This window comes from Paenibacillus sp. 2TAB19 (genome assembly GCF_052115185.1).
Lineage (GTDB): Bacteria > Bacillota > Bacilli > Paenibacillales > Paenibacillaceae > Pristimantibacillus.
This window is the reverse complement of record NZ_JBFRGE010000033.1, coordinates 1-17597: the sequence shown is the minus strand read 5'-3', so window position 1 is coordinate 17597 and position 17597 is coordinate 1. Positions and strand designations below refer to the sequence as shown.

14 protein-coding genes are annotated in these 17597 nt (G+C 49.8%); 3 read left to right on the top strand and 11 right to left on the bottom strand.

What is annotated here, in order from left to right; all coding sequences use genetic code 11:
- Positions 1-32 precede the first annotated feature (32 nt).
- Genes fsa through zwf form a run of 3 tightly spaced genes read right to left on the bottom strand, consistent with a single transcriptional unit; the run spans position 33 to position 4230 of the window.
- Positions 33-698 carry a fructose-6-phosphate aldolase gene (fsa, locus tag AB4Z33_RS16320; RefSeq protein WP_442050912.1) on the bottom strand — a complete coding sequence of 222 codons (666 nt, stop codon included), beginning with the start codon at positions 696-698 and terminating at the stop codon, positions 33-35.
- A 36-nt stretch (positions 699-734) separates the two neighbouring features.
- Positions 735-2729 (bottom strand): transketolase, encoded by a 1995-nt coding sequence (gene tkt / locus AB4Z33_RS16315; protein WP_442050911.1) that lies wholly within the window; start codon positions 2727-2729, stop codon positions 735-737.
- Positions 2707-4230, bottom strand: a complete 1524-nt coding sequence (gene zwf / locus AB4Z33_RS16310; RefSeq protein WP_442050910.1) for a glucose-6-phosphate dehydrogenase — start codon at positions 4228-4230, stop codon at positions 2707-2709. Before zwf ends, tkt begins: the two co-directional genes overlap by 23 nt.
- A 145-nt stretch (positions 4231-4375) precedes the next feature.
- On the opposite strand from zwf, the gene AB4Z33_RS16305 reads away from it, so the two are divergent.
- Entirely contained in the window at positions 4376-5254 is an 879-nt protein-coding gene (locus AB4Z33_RS16305; protein WP_442050909.1) for a LysR family transcriptional regulator, read from the top strand.
- Positions 5255-5360: 106 nt separating this feature from the next.
- On the top strand, positions 5361-5690 hold the full coding sequence (locus AB4Z33_RS16300; RefSeq protein ID WP_442050908.1) for a hypothetical protein: 330 nt from the start codon (positions 5361-5363) through the stop codon (positions 5688-5690).
- A gap of 261 nt (positions 5691-5951) precedes the next feature.
- Here AB4Z33_RS16300 and AB4Z33_RS16295 read toward each other — a convergent pair whose 3' ends face one another.
- The 7 genes from AB4Z33_RS16295 to AB4Z33_RS16265 form a co-directional block, all read right to left on the bottom strand.
- On the bottom strand, positions 5952-7721 hold the full coding sequence (locus AB4Z33_RS16295; RefSeq protein WP_442050907.1) for a glycoside hydrolase family 2 protein: 1770 nt from the start codon (positions 7719-7721) through the stop codon (positions 5952-5954).
- Positions 7722-7792: 71 nt separating this feature from the next.
- Complete coding sequence (locus AB4Z33_RS16290; protein ID WP_442050906.1) at positions 7793-9553, bottom strand: glycoside hydrolase family 2 protein; 1761 nt, start codon at positions 9551-9553, stop codon at positions 7793-7795.
- 31 nt (positions 9554-9584) lie between these two features.
- The gene (locus AB4Z33_RS16285; protein WP_442050905.1) at positions 9585-10643 is read right to left on the bottom strand and encodes an acyltransferase family protein; all 1059 of its coding nucleotides are present in this window, start codon (positions 10641-10643) and stop codon (positions 9585-9587) included.
- Complete coding sequence (locus AB4Z33_RS16280; RefSeq protein ID WP_442050904.1) at positions 10640-11446, bottom strand: carbohydrate ABC transporter permease; 807 nt, start codon at positions 11444-11446, stop codon at positions 10640-10642. Before AB4Z33_RS16280 ends, AB4Z33_RS16285 begins: the two co-directional genes overlap by 4 nt.
- On the bottom strand, positions 11446-12336 hold the full coding sequence (locus tag AB4Z33_RS16275) for a carbohydrate ABC transporter permease (protein ID WP_442050903.1): 891 nt from the start codon (positions 12334-12336) through the stop codon (positions 11446-11448). Before AB4Z33_RS16275 ends, AB4Z33_RS16280 begins: the two co-directional genes overlap by 1 nt.
- An 83-nt stretch (positions 12337-12419) precedes the next feature.
- The gene (locus tag AB4Z33_RS16270; protein WP_442050902.1) at positions 12420-13757 is read right to left on the bottom strand and encodes an ABC transporter substrate-binding protein; all 1338 of its coding nucleotides are present in this window, start codon (positions 13755-13757) and stop codon (positions 12420-12422) included.
- Between the two features lie 182 nt (positions 13758-13939).
- Positions 13940-14890 (bottom strand): ArsR/SmtB family transcription factor, encoded by a 951-nt coding sequence (locus tag AB4Z33_RS16265; RefSeq protein WP_442050901.1) that lies wholly within the window; start codon positions 14888-14890, stop codon positions 13940-13942.
- 176 nt (positions 14891-15066) lie between these two features.
- On the opposite strand from AB4Z33_RS16265, the gene AB4Z33_RS16260 reads away from it, so the two are divergent.
- Positions 15067-15951 carry a deoxyribonuclease IV gene (locus AB4Z33_RS16260; RefSeq protein ID WP_442050900.1) on the top strand — a complete coding sequence of 295 codons (885 nt, stop codon included), beginning with the start codon at positions 15067-15069 and terminating at the stop codon, positions 15949-15951.
- Between the two features lie 20 nt (positions 15952-15971).
- On the opposite strand, the gene AB4Z33_RS16255 is transcribed toward AB4Z33_RS16260, so the two are convergent.
- Complete coding sequence (locus AB4Z33_RS16255) at positions 15972-16937, bottom strand: ROK family protein (protein ID WP_442050899.1); 966 nt, start codon at positions 16935-16937, stop codon at positions 15972-15974.
- Positions 16938-17597 lie beyond the last annotated feature (660 nt).

Here is a 17597-nt window from a genome sequence, read left to right as displayed (position 1 = left end):
TCCTATCCGCATCTCAATAAATGCTTTTTCTATTATTGAACCGCTTTTTTCCAGTCGGCAGCGAATTTCTCAAGGCCTTGATCCGTTAATGGGTGCTTCGTCAATTGCTCGATTACGCTGAACGGAATCGTTGCAATGTGCGCGCCTGCCAAGGCTACGCGAGTAACATGGTCAGGGTGGCGAACCGATGCTGCGATAATTTGAGCATCCAGGTTGTGTACGCGGAACAGCTCGGCGATCTTCGCAACAAGCAGCACGCCGTCTTCGGAGATATCATCCAAGCGGCCAAGGAAAGGCGAGACGTAAGTAGCGCCTGCACGAGCAGCCAGAAGCGCTTGGTTCACCGTGAAAATAAGCGTTACGTTTGTTTTTACGCCTTTTTTCGTAAGGTAACGGCAAGCCTCAAGACCTGCAAGCGTCATTGGAAGCTTGATCGTGATGTTCTTGTCATAGTCATTGATTTTAATAAGCTCATTCGCTTGCGCAATCATTTCTTCAGCCGTAATCGCATCAGGCGTTACTTCAGCGGATACGGATTCTACTTCAGGTACTTCCTTCAAGATCTCTTCGATGCGGTCTTCGAACTTCACGCCTTCCTTCGCAACGAGGGATGGGTTAGTCGTAACGCCGGAAAGAACGCCGATCTTGTATGCTTTCTTAATATCAGTCAGGTTAGCTGTATCGATAAAAAATTTCATAGTAACGACCTCCGATTATAGTTGGATTAGTTCGTATTACTTAAGCAATTCTTTCGCCAAGCGAACCACATTGTCTGTGGAGAACCCGAAATATTCCATAACTTGCGGCCCTGGGCCGGATGCGCCGAACGTGTCGATCGACAACACTTTGCCGCTATGTCCCGCGTAACGCTCCCAGCCAAGGGAGATGCCCGCTTCAAGCGTCAGACGTTTCGTTACCGAGTCAGGAAGCACGCTTTGCTTGTACGATTCCGACTGGCGGTCGAATAGCTCTCTGCTCGGCATAGCTACAACGCGAACCGATACATTGTCTTTCTCCAGCTCAGCCTTCGCGCTAACTGCCAGCGATACCTCGGAACCAGTAGCGATCAAGATAACATCCGGCTGTGCATTCGTTTCTTCTAGAACGTAAGCGCCTTGGGATACGGCTTGCACGTTGCCTTTCGTTTGCTCGAAGATCGGCAGGTTCTGTCTGCTCAGTACGAGGGCAACAGGACCATCGTTTTGTTGCAAAGCATATGCCCATGCGTTTGCTGTTTCATTCGCATCCGATGGACGGATAACCGTAAGACCCGGAATCGTGCGAAGCGCAGCCAAGTGCTCAACAGGCTCATGCGTAGGACCGTCTTCGCCGACAGCGATGGAGTCATGCGTGAACACGTAGATGACAGGCAGCTTCTGCAGCGCAGCCAAACGAATCGACGGACGCAGGTAGTCGCTGAATACGAAGAACGTGCTGACGAAAGGCTTCACGCCGCCGTGCAGCGCCATACCGTTGCCGGCTGCGCCCATCGCATGCTCACGAACGCCGAAGTATACATTGCGTCCCGCATACGATTTCACTGCGAATATGTCTTCGCCCTTCATATCGGTCATCGTGGAGTGCGATAGATCGGCGCTGCCGCCGAAGATCGAAGGAACAGTCTTCACATAATGATTGATCGCTTCGCCGCTTGCTACGCGAGTCGAGATCGATTTCGAAGAATCGAAAGTAAGAAGGTTAGCTGCGTCGATCGTTACAGTGCCCGCGATAACTCCCGCTAGCTCCTTGCCTTGCTCAGGGTATTGCGCCGAATAGGATACAAGAAGCTTGTTCCAAGCTGCTTCCTTCGCTTCGCCGCCTGCTTTGAGCTGTGCATAATGAGCTTTTACTTCTTCAGGAACGGTGAACTCTTCTTCGTATTTCCAGCCGTACACTTCTTTCGTTGCTTTCGCTTCTTCCTTGCCAAGCGGATTGCCATGTACTTTATTTGTTCCCGCAGCTTTGCTGCCATATCCAATAATCGTACGAACTTCGATAAGCGTAGGCTGCGATTCGTTCGCCTTCGCTGCTGCTAGCGCCGCTGCGATTGCCGCAATATCGTTGCCGTCCTCGACGCGAAGGTACTGCCAGTTCGCCGATTCCGCTCTCTTCTGGATATTTTCGCCGAACGACAGATTCAATTCGCCATCGAGCRAAATATCATTCGAATCGTACAATACAACGAGCTTGCCCAGCTTCATATGGCCAGCCATAGACATCGCTTCGTAAGAAATACCTTCCATTAAGCAGCCGTCTCCGACTAATGCGTAAGTGTAATGATCGACAACAGGGAAGCCGTCTTGGTTGAACTTCGCTGCAAGATGAGCTTCAGCCATTGCCATGCCGACTGCGTTCGCGATGCCTTGGCCGAGCGGACCGGTTGTTGCGTCTACGCCGTCCGTGTGGCCGAATTCAGGATGACCAGGCGTCTTGCTGTTCAGCTTGCGGAATTGCTTCAGATCGTCAATCGATACTTGGTAACCCGACAAGTGCAGCAGGCTGTATAGAAGCGCCGAACCGTGTCCTGCGGAGAGGACGAAGCGATCGCGGTTGAACCATTTTGCATGGCCTGGATTATGGTTAAGGAACTGCGACCAGAGCGTGTACGCCATAGGCGCTGCTCCCATCGGCAATCCCGGGTGACCCGAGTTCGCCGCATTGATTGCATCAATGGAAAGCGTACGGATCGTATCGATCGAAAGTTGTTCAATGGTTTGTGTGATAGGCATATTGTTTTCCTTCCTCTGCTTCATTATTTTGTTCCAGCTTGGAATCGAACCACCAGTGGAAGCCATCCTGCGCAAGAAGCGCATTGGCCTCGGCTGGTCCGTAAGTGCCCGATGCATACTTATGAAGAGGTACGAGGTTCTCCTCGAACGCTTCCAGCACCGGCTGAACCCATGCCCATGACAGCTCTACTTCGTCCCAATGCGCGAAGAAAGTAGCGTCGCCATGCAAGGCGTCTTGAATCAAGCTTTCGTAAGCTTCGGGGAAATCGTGATCGCCTGGATTAAGGTCGATCTGGATCGGCTTGAATTCCCCTTTGTTCTCGGTATCTTTCGTATTTATTTGAAGCATAATCTTCTCATTAGGACTCATCTCAATTACGAGAAGATTAGGCGCTGCTTGCTCATTCGCAGATGTAGAATGCTTCAGCGGCTCGCTGAACTCGATGACGATCCGCGTCGACTTCTCCTTCATTCGCTTGCCTGTACGGATATAGAACGGAACGCCGCGCCAGAACGAGTTATCGATCTGCAGCTTAGCGGCAATGAACGTATCGTTCATCGATTCGGGCGCAATGCCGGGCTCGGAGCGATAATCGACGACCTCCTTGCCATTAATGGTTCCCGCCGCGTACTGGCCGCGGATAAGGCTTGCGCTCACGTCTTGCTTTTGTACCGGCTCGAGCGCCTCCATCACCTGCTTCTTCTTGAACCGCACGCGGTCAGCCGCGCTTTTGCTTGGCACTTGAATGGCCGTCATCATAAGCATTTGCAGCATATGGTTCTGGAACATGTCCCGAATGGCGCCGACATGGTCGTAATAGCCAGCGCGTTCTTCAACGCCTACTGTTTCGTTAGCCGTAATCTGCACGTTCGCAATGTAACGATTGTTCCAGATTGCCTGGATAACCGGATTCGTTTGCTGCAACGCTTCAAGACGCTGTACCATCGGCTTGCCGAGGTAATGGTCGATGCGGTAAATCTCTTCTTCCGCGAACGAATGGCTCAGCTTCTCGTTGAGATCGCGCGCCGATTGAAGATCGTGGCCGAACGGCTTTTCGATAACGAGACGTTTCCAGCCTTCAGCGGAACCAAGTCCGCTGCCTTGAATATGGGATGCTATTTTCTCGAAATATTCCGGTCCTACGGAGAGGTAGAATAGACGATTCGGTGTGGCGCGAAGCTCTTGCTCACGTTGCTCAATTAGCAGCAGCAGCTTCTGGTAATCTTCCTTGCGATCTATATCGAGGACGCTGTAGCGGAAGGCTTGCAGGAACTCGTTCAGTAGTACTGGGTCAGTGTCTTTGCGTCTGGAGAAGTCGCGAATCGATTGCTCGACGTTCGACCGGAACGTCGCATCGGTCCATTCTCTTCTTCCAAGACCGAATATTGAAAAGGATTGAGGCAGCTTCTTATCAATAAACAAATTGTATAAGGCAGGGTATATTTTTCTTTTGGCTAAATCCCCTGTMGCTCCGAATAGAACGAATGTAGTTGGCTCCATGTTCCTTTCTCCTTCCAAATGTGCTATTGCGGCTTATGTAATCGCTAATCCGCATGCACTGGTTTCTTTTCTGTAATTCCACTATAATACGTTTAACAGCCATACAAGTAATTAATATATTTCACAGGAGCTATAGATGGTGTCTATGACCAACAATTATGAATTGTATAAAGTTTTTTATTGGGCAGCCAAAACGGGCAGCTTGACGCAAGCCGCCAAAGCGCTCTACTTGACACAGCCAAGCGTCAGTCATGCAATCAAGCAGCTGGAGGAAAGCTTTGGCCTCACGCTGTTCTACCGCACATCCAAGGGAGTTGCGCTGACACAAGAAGGAACAATCCTATACTCCTACATCGAGCAATCTCAAGTGCTCATCTCGCTCGCCGAGGAGAAGATGGCCGCGCTTAAGAACCTTGATAGCGGCGAGCTGCGCATCGGCGGCAGCGATTCGCTGTTCAAGCATTATTTGCTGCCTTATCTGGAAGAATTCCATCTCAAGCATCCCAGCGTCAGACTTCATTTGAATCACGGCACGACGCCGGAGGTCATTACGTTCTTGAAGGAAGGGCGCATCGATCTTGGAGTCGTTCGTATGCCGATCGTCGATCCGCAGCTTGAAGTGAGGGAGAGCATTCAACTGCAGGATTGTTTCGTTGCGGGTTCTCGCTATTCCGAGCTGAAGGGCGTCGTCATGACGATGGATCTGCTGCTTCAATATCCGGTTATTCTATTCTCGCGCAACAGCCGGGCGCGGATGGCGATATCGGAGATTTTCCAAAACTACGGCTACAATCTGAAGCCGGAGATAGAGGTCGGAAGCGTGGATTTGCTGATCGAGTTCGCCAAGCGGGGACTAGGCATCTCTTACGTGACGAGGGAGTTCGTGAAGAAGGAGCTGGAGGAAGGATCGCTCTTCGAGATCCAGCTGGATGTAGAACTCCCGCCTGCCCATGTCGGTCTCTTGACGATCCGCAACATGCCGCTGTCCAGCAGCTCTCGCAAGTTTATTGAGTATGTGCGGTAAGGACGATAGCAATTTGTTGATTTATGTCATATTTGATGAAACTACTAGGAGAGAACCGAAGTATATAGTAAACTGATAAGGAAAATATTAGTAGGAGGGATTGAGGTTGAGTACATCCAGGATTTTAAAATGGATTACCGGATCGTTAGAGGCCATTCTTGGCATTCCGATACTTGGAGCAGTTATAATCATAAGTTTTATGTGGATCCCACTTGTAATAATGCTAATTCTACATATAATCACTTTGGCTATATCCATAAAAAATAATGAACCCTATCACGGATCAATATTAGGAATTGTAGCATCCGTTATTGGATGGATACCATTCGTAGGGTTGACGCTGCACATTTTAAGCGCTGTATTTTTGATGATTACCGCTGCTTCAATCAAAAATAAAAACAATCCCCCTATCCCTCCTCATCCTTATGAATTTTAATAATCAGTGTTTTGATTGGATTTCATACAATCAAAACGCTGGTTACGAGACGTTATCCAAGTTTGATTGGATTTTGTGCAGTCAAATGAGCACTTTAGGCAACCGGAGGCTAAAATCGTAAGCTTTGACTGTATGTATTCCACTCAAACTTCCCCTTCCCAGCGAAAGCGGCTAATTAGGCTGTATGAAATACAGGCAAACATAATATCAGTAGACGCGAAAAGGCCTTCGTCCCATGGAATATAGGACGAAGGCCTTTTATCATGCCAAGTTAATCGCTTTAATCCGATCGATCGGTACCTTAGGCTGCCGATCCTCAGTCAACAGACCGTTCACCTCTTGCTGCACGTCGGTGACCTGCGTATAACAATAGCCGCAAATATAATCGATATCCTTGATCGCTTGCGTAATGCTTTGGAACCGTTCGAAGAAAGCTTCCTCGCCTTCGACTTGATTGCCGTAGCCCCAGCCCGCTTCCGTCTTAAAGGCAATGCCGCCGAACTCGCTTACGATAATCGGTTGTCCGCGATATTCGTAGCCTTGCGCCATCGCATACCTCCAATTCATATGCGAGATTTCGTTGCTCGTTATTGCATCCTTGTCAGCGTAACGCTTGCTGAACTTGGCGCCCGATTCCTCATAATCATGCAAGGTGATAATATCGGAAATCGTATGCTCCCATCCGTCATTGCATACAACTGGCCGATAAGGATCGATTGATTTGGTCAAATAATAGATCGCTTCCGTGAACTGCTGCTGCTTGCGGTCGACGAACACGTTGCCGATCCCCCATGACTCATTGAAAGGGACCCATGTAATGATGCAAGGATGGTTATATTGCTGTTGCACAATCTCCAGCCATTCTTTGGTGAACCGATCTACTGCCAGATCATTGAATTCATAAGTGGCAGCCATCTCCGACCATACTAATAAACCTTTCACGTCGCACCAGTATAGGAAACGCGGATCTTCGATCTTCTGATGTTTGCGTACGCCGTTGTAGCCCATCGCCAATATTTTGTCGATATCMTCGATGATTGCTTCTTCGGAAGGCGGCGTCAGATGGCTGTCCGTCCAATAACCTTGGTCCAAGATCAACCGCTGGTAGATCGGCGTGTTGTTCAGCAGCACTTTGCCCTTCTGGATAGACACTTTACGAAGACCGAAGTACGAATGCACCTGGTCGACAATAGAATCCGACTGAGTCAACATGAATTCTACCTCATAGAGCTTCGGATGCTCCGGACGCCATGAATCTACCTTCCACTCCCGCGTTTCGCTGATCAATTCCACGCTTGCCGTCAACTGCGAGCGGTCCACCGTCACGCTTGTTTCCTTCACGAGTCGGCCGTCCATCCTAATCGTCGTCGTCAACCGGAGATCGGCCGATGCAATACCTTCACGAAGCCGATAATCGAACCGAACGGAATTCGTATCGAGATCTGGGGTGATTTTGACCGATTCCAAATGCTGCTCGGCCACGTACTCTACCCATACAGTCTGCCAGATGCCCGTCGTCTGCACATACCAGCAGCCAAAGTTCTCATCCCGCCAGCGCTGCTTGCCTCTCGGCTGCGTGCAATCGTTGCTGTCTTCCGCCTTGACGACGATTTGGTTATTCGCTCCTGCATCTATTAGCAAGTAAGGCGTAATATCGAATGAAAATGCCGTATAACCGCCCTCATGCCGTCCGACAAATTGACCGTTGACCCATACTTTCGCCACATAATCGACTGCTTGGAAATGAAGCATAACTCGCTTCTGCCTTTGCTCAGTCGGAACGTTGAACTGGCGCTGATACCATACATACGGATGGAACGCTGCCTCTTCGATACCGCTTGCTTTCGTCTCGTACACGAACGGAACTTGAATTTTCATATTGCCGCCAAAATCGCCTGGCTTGAACCATTGCTCCTGCTCGCCGACATTGTTGTCATCGAAACGGAAATCCCATTCCCCGTTCAAGTTGTCCCAATCCTCCCGCACGAATTGCGGTCTCGGATACTCTTTTCTATAATGCTTCAAGCTCATCTGTCTCCACCTATCCTTTGCTGACTAATTCATCGAATTTGTGTTCTACTTTTTCCAGCGTCTCAGAGATCCTACCCTTGAATGATTTTTCGGATGGTCTCAAGAGGTAGTTTGGGCTGCCGATCATACGTCAAGAGACCATTGATCTCCTGCTCGACATCGGTCAGCTGGGTATAGCAGAAGCCTTGGAGGATAGGAGACTGGTGCGCAGCCTCAACAACATCCTGCAGCCGCTTGGCAAAATCATCTTCATCCTGGGCGCCGGAATAGCCCCAACCGTCCCAGCCGCTTTTCTTAAAGGAAATGCCGCCGAACTCGGTCAATAGCAGCGGCTGTCCCTCATACTCATAGCCAGGCACAAGTATCCAGCGATTGCCGGGACGAGCCTTCAACGCTTTGCCAGTATCCGAATAACGATCCGCCAACACTTCTTTGCGCCATTCATAGTCATGAATGGTAACGAGATCTGTCTTCACAAGCTCCCAGCCGTCATTGGATATGACCGGCCGCGTCGGATCCAGCGACTTCGTCATATGGTACATCGCGAGCGCGTGCTGCTGCTGCTGGTTGTCGATCAATATATTCGTTACGCCCCAGCTTTCGTTGATTGGCACCCAAGTCACGATACACGGATGGTTATAGTCCCGCTCCACGGCTTGCAGCCACTCTCTCGTAACGCGTCCGACGTAATCTTCCGAGAAATGATAGGCATTAGCCATCTCGCCCCACACGAGTAGACCAAGCCGGTCCGCCCAATAGAGGTACCGCGGGTCCTCAATCTTCTGATGCTTGCGAGCGCCGTTGAAGCCCATAGCCTTCGTAAGCTCAACATCGCGGCGCAGGTCCTCATCACTTGGAGCAGTAAGCAATCCTGTCGGGAAATAGCCTTGATCGAGCACCAGCTTCATCGTGTAAGGACGGTTGTTCAGCAGCACGACGCCGTCTTCGATTGATATTTTGCGCATGCCGAAATACGACGCTATCCGGTCGGCCTCCTTGCCGTCGACAACAAGCGTGAGCGTCAAGTCGTACAGATTCGGTCGATCCGGCGTCCACCACCGTCCGAGTCCATGATCGTTGAAGTCGTGGAGGGCTAACGTACGCGATTCGGACGCTCGCGTTACGGTGAATTCGTCCTGTGCGATCGGCTGACCTTCGAATGTAATGGTAGCTCTTAGTGATACGTTCGCCCCTTCCTTGAATCCGCCGATGAACGCTTGCACACTTAGCTCATTGCGATCAATGTTCGGCGTTAGACGGATGCGGCTAATATGCTGCGCCGACACGGGCTCCAGCCAGACGCTCTGCCAAATGCCCGTCGTCCGTGTATAGAAGATGCCAGCTGACTTCTCCTCCCAGAACTGCTTGCCTCTCGGCAAGGTTACATCCTTGCTGAAATCCACCGCTTTGACGACAAGGGTATTTTCTCCGTCGATCAAGGCGTCTGTGATGTCGGCATGAAAAGGTGTATGTCCGCCCTCATGCTTCACCACGAGCTTCCCGTTTACCCAAATGCTGGCTTCATAATCGACCGCACCGAAGTGAAGCAGCAAGCGCTGCCCTGCATACGCTTCGGGAACGGCAAAGGTACGGCTGTACCACACGATATCGTGGAACGAAGTATCGGCTAAGCCGCTTAATTCGCTTTGATGACAGAACGGAACCTCTATCCTCTTGGAGAAGCGGCAGCCGCCCTCCTGCCATCTTTGGCGTTCTCCTGCATTCTCGTCGTCAAAATCGAAATCCCATGTTCCATTCAAAGACATCCATTGCTCGCGGACGAACTGCGGACGCGGATACTCGTTTCTTGGCTGTTGTGGTTGTTGGTTCATCTCTGTCTCCTGCTCCTTTTTCGATTACAGTCTAAGTTGTTGTAGTTGTAGATGACGGCTGAGATCGCTTGGATTGCGGAGGCTTCGTAATAATCCACACGCAGAACGTTACGATCGCAACGATTACGCAGGCCAGCCAAAAACCTTCCCCAGCGCCCACCAGCAATTTCTGCTGCTGGCTGCTCTTAAGCGCGAAGATAAGCACGTTGCTCATCACCAAGTACGAAAGGACATTGCGCCCCATCGCTTCAAACAGGGTGAAGGGGAATGGATATCGCTCCATCAGACGAGCCAATCCATAATAGCCGTACATTAGCAGTGCAGGGCCGGCAATCCACCATACGGAGGGCGGAAACCGTTCCGGCAGCGGCTGCCCGTCTACCGACAGCCAGCGCCACACGAAACCTCCCGTCGCGATCAGCGCTGCAACGAATACCCGCCAGTCCCACGTTATGCGATGTTTGGCAAACAAGATGCCTATGATGTAATAAGACAAATATTGAAGCACCGGAAACGAAGCGAAATCACGCGTCCCGATTAGCGGCCCAAGCTGCATCACATGAATCGAGCCATACGGGATGAACGTGAATACAAGCATCAGGCCGCTAATTCCGAAGCCGATTGCCTTTCGTGACGCCAACCAGCGAAGCGGCACGAACAACGCCAGTCCAATAATCATGAGATACGTGAAAGATATAAGAAATTCAGACCAGCCCGGCATGTCTCGGATCAATAGAATCGGCTTTAAGGTCGACCAACCAGCCTCCCTGCCGTCGATAAACACACGGAACGCCATGCCCGATACGTAGAACGCCGCAAGCGTCTTGACCGCTGCCACCAGCATGCGAGGCGCCGCTTGGCGGAAAGGCTTCGAATAATAAGCAAGCTGCGATACGTAACCGAAGCTGAAGACGAACCCCGAGAACGTTATTAAATTAATGACTTCAATGAAAGGTCGGCCGTTCGGGTACAACTCTCCATCGCTAAAAAACTGCAGCGTATGGCAATAAACCATCCCCAGCACGAGCAGACCCTTGAACATATCGATGGCCCGCTCGCGTTTTTTGACCGCCGAACCGATTGCACTCATCCTTTAATCCCCGACAGGCTGACGCCCTTCACGATTTGTCGTTCGAAAATGACGAACAGCAGCAGGATCGGAAGCGAAGCAACCGTATTGATGACCATCGGCTTCACATAATCCTCCGAATATTGGTTCATCAGCGTTGGAATACCCATCGGCAGCGTGAACAGGTTGTCGTCGGTTACGGATAGGAACGGCCACAAGAAGTTGTTCCACGAACCGATGAACGTCAAGATGAGCATCKAGGCGAGAGCCGGCCGTGTAAGCGGAAGGACAATAGACCAGAATATGCGCCATACCCCGCCGCCATCGATCTGCACGCTTTCCAGCAGATCCTTCGGAATGCCGTCAAAGAAGCTCTTCAGCACGATAACCGCCACGGGCGATGCAAGCATCGGCAGGATTAAGCCTTGATAGCTGTTGAGAATGCCCATGTCCTTCGCTACTTGATAAAGGGGGATAATGGTAGCCTCCCCTGGAACGAGCAAGCCCGCAAGTATGAAGAAGAAGATAAACGAACGATAGCGGAAGGGAAGCTTCGATAAGGCAAAGCCGGCCAATGCCGCAAACGCCACCGTCAGAATCGTCACGCAGACGGCGATCATGAAGCTGTTAAGCGTCCAGTTCGTCAGCTTCGTCGTCGACAATATCTCATCGTATACGGCGAACGAATACGGAGGCGTGAACCAGTCGATCAACGATACAATTTTCATTCCCTCTTTCTTCACGGACACCACCATCATCCAGACAATCGGCGCAAGGAAGAAGAAAGCGACGACAAGCGATAATAAGCGATAGATCCATTTCATTACGCTTGCTCTCCTTTCCGATTGTTAATCCAGTATTGAATGGCAGATAGAACAAGCAGGATGATGAACACGACGTACGACATCGTCGCGGCGTAGCCGAGATCGTTTTTACGGAAGCCCGTCTGATAGATGAGCTGAATGATCGGCCTTGTCTGATCGAGCGGCCCGCCTCCGGTAATAATGTAAATTTGGAGGAAAACCTTGAAGGAGCTTATAATTTGCAGCATCGTTATCGTCTTTGTAATCGGGCTCAAATGCGGCAGCGTAATGCGCCAGAACACTTGCCAATCATTCGCGCCGTCGAGGCGGGCTGCCTCATATAGCTCATCGGGAATTTCCTGCATGGCCGACAAATAAAGAATGAAGTTAAAGCCAACCGTCCACCAAAGCGTAATAACGGCGACCGCAATCCAGGATAACCATTTTTCCGATAACCAAAATATTTCGGTGCCCTGCGGAAGCAGACCAAACAAGTGAAGAAAAGTATTAATAAATCCCATATACGGCTGAAAAATAAATAGCCCCAGGAAGGAAGCTACGGCAACCGAAAGCACGCTCGGAATAAAAAACACGCTTCGATAAAGCTTCTGAAGCCTCGATCTGCGGTTAGCGATCAATGCCAGCACTATCGCCAGCACCAGCATCGTCGGCGTCGTAATAATGACAAATGTGAAAGAATGCCCAATGGCAGCCCAGACCTCATGGTCTTGAAGCAGCTTCTTGTAATTGTCCAATCCGATATACGACATCTTCTTAATAAGCGTCCATTTATAGAACGTCATCTCGACGCCCTTAATCATCGGCCAAATGGTGTAAAGCACATAGACGATCAAGAAGGGGAGCAAAAACAATAATGCGAGCATATCCGCTCTAAGCTTGCTTATTCTCATATATGCGCCTCACCTCATCAAGAATGGATCGGCAAGCTTCCGGCTCATAGCCGAAAGCCTGCCAATGCCCTTGCATTATGAACCTATTCGCTGAGCACTTTCTGAATGGCGTCCTGCATCTTAGTCATTGCGTCAGCCGGCGTCATTTTGCTAGCCCATACCTCGTTGAGGAATTTGAACAAAGCGTTGTCGCGAATCGTCCAGTTTTTCGTCGACGGCTTGCTGAACTTAACTGTGTCGGCAACGGACGCGTAATCGGCGCGGTTTGGCAGATCTTTGAACTCTTGCTTCTCGAATACGGAAGGCTTCGAAGGAATATGTCCCGCTTTCGCCCATACTTGGCCGTTCTCGGCAACCCAGTCCGCGAAGATGATAGCCGCTTTGCGTTTCTCCGGATCTTCCTTCTTCGTAACCGGAAGAATAATCGTGTGCGAATCGCCCCAAGTCGCCTCTTGGTCGAAAATCTTCGGAATCGGCATAGCGCCGAAATCAAGGCCTTCAGTCGATTCCCAAGTTCCGGTTGCCCATACGCCTGTCATCATAATGGCAGCCGTGCCGCTTTGGAAGTTTTTGTAGAAGTCCGGATCGTTTTTCTTGATATAACCTTTGGTATAGATGTTCTGGAGATACTCGGCAGCTTTCGCGCCTTTCTCCGTGTCAAGCGCAGCTGTTGCAAGATCGTCGGATACGACGTCATTGCCGCCCAATTGGTGATACAGCGCCCACCATAGACGGAACGGGTCGTCGTTGCTGTTCGACAACGCGAACGGCGTAACGTTAGCCRGAAGCTTCTGCTTCAGCGTATCGAGGAACGAGACGAAGCCGTCAGCGGATTGCTCCAACACAGGCTTGCCGTCATCGCCGAGCAGACCGGCATCCTTCAACAGCTTCTTGTTATAGTACATAATGAATGGATGCGTATCGATCGGCACTGCGTAATGCTTGCCGTCTACTACTGCTGCATTAAGCAAATTCTGGTTGTATGTGCCCCAATCAACGCTAGCGGTTTCCGCCACTTCATCCAGCTCGGAAACAACCCCTTGATTAATCAGGTCAGGCAGGCGTGATGTATGAGAGATGCCGACATCCGGACCGTTGCCGTTGCCRACAGCCGTAATTAGCTTCGTGTAGTATTCGCCCCACTCAAGCTTGGTGTTTTTCACTTGAATGTCGGGATGGCTTTTGTTGAAATCATCGATTAGTTTCTGCATGTTGTCGCCGTCGCCGCCGCTGAACAATGTCCAGAAGGACAACGTCACCTTGCTTCCGCTGGAATCCCCTGTTGAAGCGCTTCCATTGTTCTCCGAAGCATTGCCCCCGTTATTTCCACCGTTGTTGCCGCCGTTGTTGCTCCCGCACGCACTAAGCACCAGCGAAGCTGTCAGCAGCGTGGCCAAAGTCAAAACATAACCCTTTTTCATGTTTAGCCTCCCCTATGATTTAAAATCATTTTTCAGGCACAAAACTTTTTCCTCACTTTATTACAATAATTTTGTACCATAAACCCATATTATCCCCCATTAACTATTTTGTCAACGGTTTCAAACCAAATTTATGTAATTAAATAAAAGAAAAAAGACCTTCAATTACAAGGAATCTGTAATTAAAGGTCTTTCGTTTCGTCTTGATCTGCCGCATAATACACTTTAACGACAATATCCTGCTCGTAATCACCAAATTGTTTGCCGAATAAGTTCATGCCGCCTTGGTGAACGGCATCAGACTTCACACCGAGCCGAAGCCTAATATTAGGACGCTGCATCAGCTTTAAGTCGCTGATCGTGATGTCGGAAATTTTTTGCATATCCAGTGATGCGCCATTCCTGTCGATTCGCCAATTTTTGAGCAATCCGTATTGCGTGCACCAGTCGGGCCACCAAGAAGGCGTCATCTTGCCGCGTCGATCACCGAAGTCGCCTGGACTCGTCCAGGTACCGATCTCAACGCCATTGATCCATAACGTAATATCCGAAGGCCAGTTATTATCGTAGTTAGGCGCTTCCGAGCATAGTTCCATCGATAGTTCCAAAGCGTCAATCCGCGCTTCCGGTGGAACTTCCATCGGCATCAAATATTCCAAATACCCTTTGCGAAGCCAAATGATCTGCGCTCCGATATGCTTCGGGTGATAGAAGCTTGCCGGCTCGTCCTCCCGAACGATCATCCCGTCGACGTTAGCCATGCCGCAGGTTGGATGAACCTCGCAGTCGCTGTAGTGGCCGATTGGCATTTCCATCTCGTAGATGAGAAGCGCCCCTCTTGGAATGGTCTTCTCCACGTTGAAGGCGATGTGAATGTCGTCATAATTGCGGCTGCACACCTTCATGGCTCCGCGCGATGCCGGCAGCAGCTCGGTATTGATCAGCTTGGCTGCCTCCAGCACTTTAACGTTATTGGCGACGGTAGATACCGGCAGCTTAAGCGTCTCTGCAATTTCAACCACATTCATATTCCTTGTACTGAGAAGCCGAAGCATATCGACGCGAGCCCGGGTAGATAACGCATGCGAAACTTGGACAAGCTTATCTGGATCTTGAAAGCTTAACTCCAGCATTATAGTTTGACACCTCCTTATTTATGATTAATTACAATTATTTTATATGATAACGTCATTTATATCAATAATGTTGAATTAAAATATTATTTTTGTATCAATWGAATTTACCTTTGAATAATCGGCTTCAGCCGTGCAACAATAGATTCTATTGATCGATGGGAGGTGAAGGTCTGATGTTATTAATCGGTTCCCATGTTTCCATGGGCGGGAAGGGGATGCTTCTCCAAGCGAGCGAGGAAGCAGCCTCATACGGCGCTTCAACCTTCCTAATCTATACAGGCGCTCCGCAGAATACGCGGCGCAAAGCAATCGAGGCCTACAACATTGAGGCTGGCCACGCCCATATGAAAGAGCATGGAATCTCGAACATTGTCGTGCATGCTCCCTTCCTCATTAATCTGGCGAATACGCGTAAAGATCAAGTATTCAATCATAGTATTTCATTTCTTAGGGATGAAATAGAGCGCACGGCGGCGCTAGGTTCGGAGCAGCTCGTGCTTCATCCGGGCGCGCATATCGGTGCAGGTCCAGAAGCAGGCATCAAACGAATTATTGAGGGGTTAAACGAAGTATTATCGGAGGAACGTCATCGGCATGTACAAGTATCGCTGGAAACGATGGCAGGCAAAGGCTCTGAGATCGGCCGGACTTTCGAAGAGCTTGCGATGATTATTGAAGGCGTCCGCCACAATGAGCGGCTGTCCGTCTGTCTCGATACATGCCATATCCATGATGCCGGCTACGATATCGTTCACGACTTCGACGGCGTTCTGAATGAATTCGACCGAATCATAGGGCTCGATAAGCTCAAAGTGATTCATGTCAATGACTCCAAGAACGAGCGGGGCTCAGGCAAAGACCGCCATGAAAATATCGGTCACGGCCACATTGGCCTTAAAGCTTTGGACTATATTGTGCATCATCCGCAGATGAAGCACTTGCCGAAGCTTCTTGAGACGCCTTCGATTGGCAAGATCAAATATAAAGACGCCCCGTACAAGCATGAGATTGCGCTGCTGCGCAGAGAAGTGTCGGAGCCGGTCACGAAGCTCGACTAAAGGATATGGAGCGTTGCACGTTATGACAGCTTGCTGTTCGCGTACGCAGCCGCACCGAYCACGCCGGCTTGTCCGCCCAGCTTCGCTTGTTCGATCTTGCATTCGCTGGAAGACAACTTCAAAGCATGTTTCGCAACGGTCTCACGTACCGGAGAGAGCAAGCGATCGCCGGCAGCCGACATCCCGCCGCCAACAATAATAATTTCGGGATTCAACAGGTTGATCACATTTCCAAGACCAAACCCGAGAATTTCCCCCGTTTCATGCATGACCTCAATCGCTAGCGAATCACCTTGATCATAAGCGTCGGAAATCATGCGAGCCGTAATAGCCGAAGGATCATTTTTCGTCCATTCCGTTAAGATACTCGTTCTTCCTTCCTCAAGCTTCTCCGTTAACGTTCGAACCATCCCGATCGCGGACACGTATCTGCCCAGGCAGCCTGAGCTTCCGCAGCGGCAAGGACGTCCTTCCCGGTACATATTCATATGCCCGATTTCGCCCGCGCTGGACGTTGTGCCATAGACCACCTTACCATCGTTGATAATACCCGATCCTAACCCGGTGCCTAATGTGATCAACACTGCGTTCCTGTAACCGATACCCGCGCCAAACAGCCACTCGCCATATAGATTAACCCGCACATCATTGTCGATGAATACAGGGAAATCAAAATAACGTTTCATAAAATCAACGACATGAATATTTTCCCACCCCGGAAAGTTAGGCGAAAATATAGAGAGACCCTCATCTGGGTTTAGTAAACCGGGAATCCCCATACCCATGCACTTTATGGATGCATGATCGATTCCTTCGTCCGTGAGCATCTGTTGAATGATATCTTTCATTCTGTTCAACACGTGGTCAGGTCCTTCGGCCGCTTCCGTAGGGTCGCTTCTTTCATGCAACGTCTGAAACACCGAGTCGAAAATCGCAGACTTGATATTCGTTCCGCCAAGGTCAATGCCAATTATATAATTGCTCATCATCATTCTCCGCTCTGATTTCATATCGATTTTGTTCAATTTACTTTAGATATAGCGCTTCAGTCAAGCACGATAGGCTGATGCCATATCAGCCTTCATCCGTTATGGACTCAAGCGACACTATTAAGCCAAATTTCAATCCTATTGCGTGGTTGCGGACCGAGGTGACTTTAAAGGGCTCCTTTGCCCAACAAACTCGTGCTGATTGTCTCTGTTAGAGTCCGCTGAGTCCGATAAGGCGGGAATCGGAGGGGAAAACCTGAATTAAGGTCTTTAAGGTCCGCACTTCGATCAAAAAACCAATTGTCGCTCTTCTGCTAGATAAAAAAATGAGATTGTGAAATAGATCACATACATCCCATTCAAAACGGTTTATGCTTGAACTATTAAATCACAGAAGAAGGTGAGAGCGATGGAAACGAAGTACTCCAGAGCATCCGCATCACAATTATTCGTTCGATAACCCTATTAAATACAAAGACAGGAGTGTTCTATCATGATGATGAACTTTTGGAGAGAAAACAAATGGGCCGCTGCCATCATAACCGTAATAAGAATCGTGCTTGGCTACCAATGGCTTACCGCAGGATGGCACAAACTAACGGACGGATTCGAGTTTCGATCGCCTTATTCAGGAACCCCGTTGCATCGAATCCGTCC

Bases quoted from the DNA above. Each gene is read 5' to 3' on its own strand.
- fsa (WP_442050912.1), bottom strand. From the start codon at position 698: ATGAAATTTTTTATCGATACAGCTAACCTGACTGATATTAAGAAAGCA.
- AB4Z33_RS16305 (WP_442050909.1), top strand. From the start codon at position 4,376: ATGACCAACAATTATGAATTGTATAAAGTTTTTTATTGGGCAGCCAAA.
- AB4Z33_RS16290 (WP_442050906.1), bottom strand. From the start codon at position 9,553: ATGAACCAACAACCACAACAGCCAAGAAACGAGTATCCGCGTCCGCAG.
- AB4Z33_RS16285 (WP_442050905.1), bottom strand. From the start codon at position 10,643: ATGAGTGCAATCGGTTCGGCGGTCAAAAAACGCGAGCGGGCCATCGAT.
- AB4Z33_RS16275 (WP_442050903.1), bottom strand. From the start codon at position 12,336: ATGAGAATAAGCAAGCTTAGAGCGGATATGCTCGCATTATTGTTTTTG.
- AB4Z33_RS16265 (WP_442050901.1), bottom strand. From the start codon at position 14,890: ATGCTGGAGTTAAGCTTTCAAGATCCAGATAAGCTTGTCCAAGTTTCG.
- AB4Z33_RS16260 (WP_442050900.1), top strand. From the start codon at position 15,067: ATGTTATTAATCGGTTCCCATGTTTCCATGGGCGGGAAGGGGATGCTT.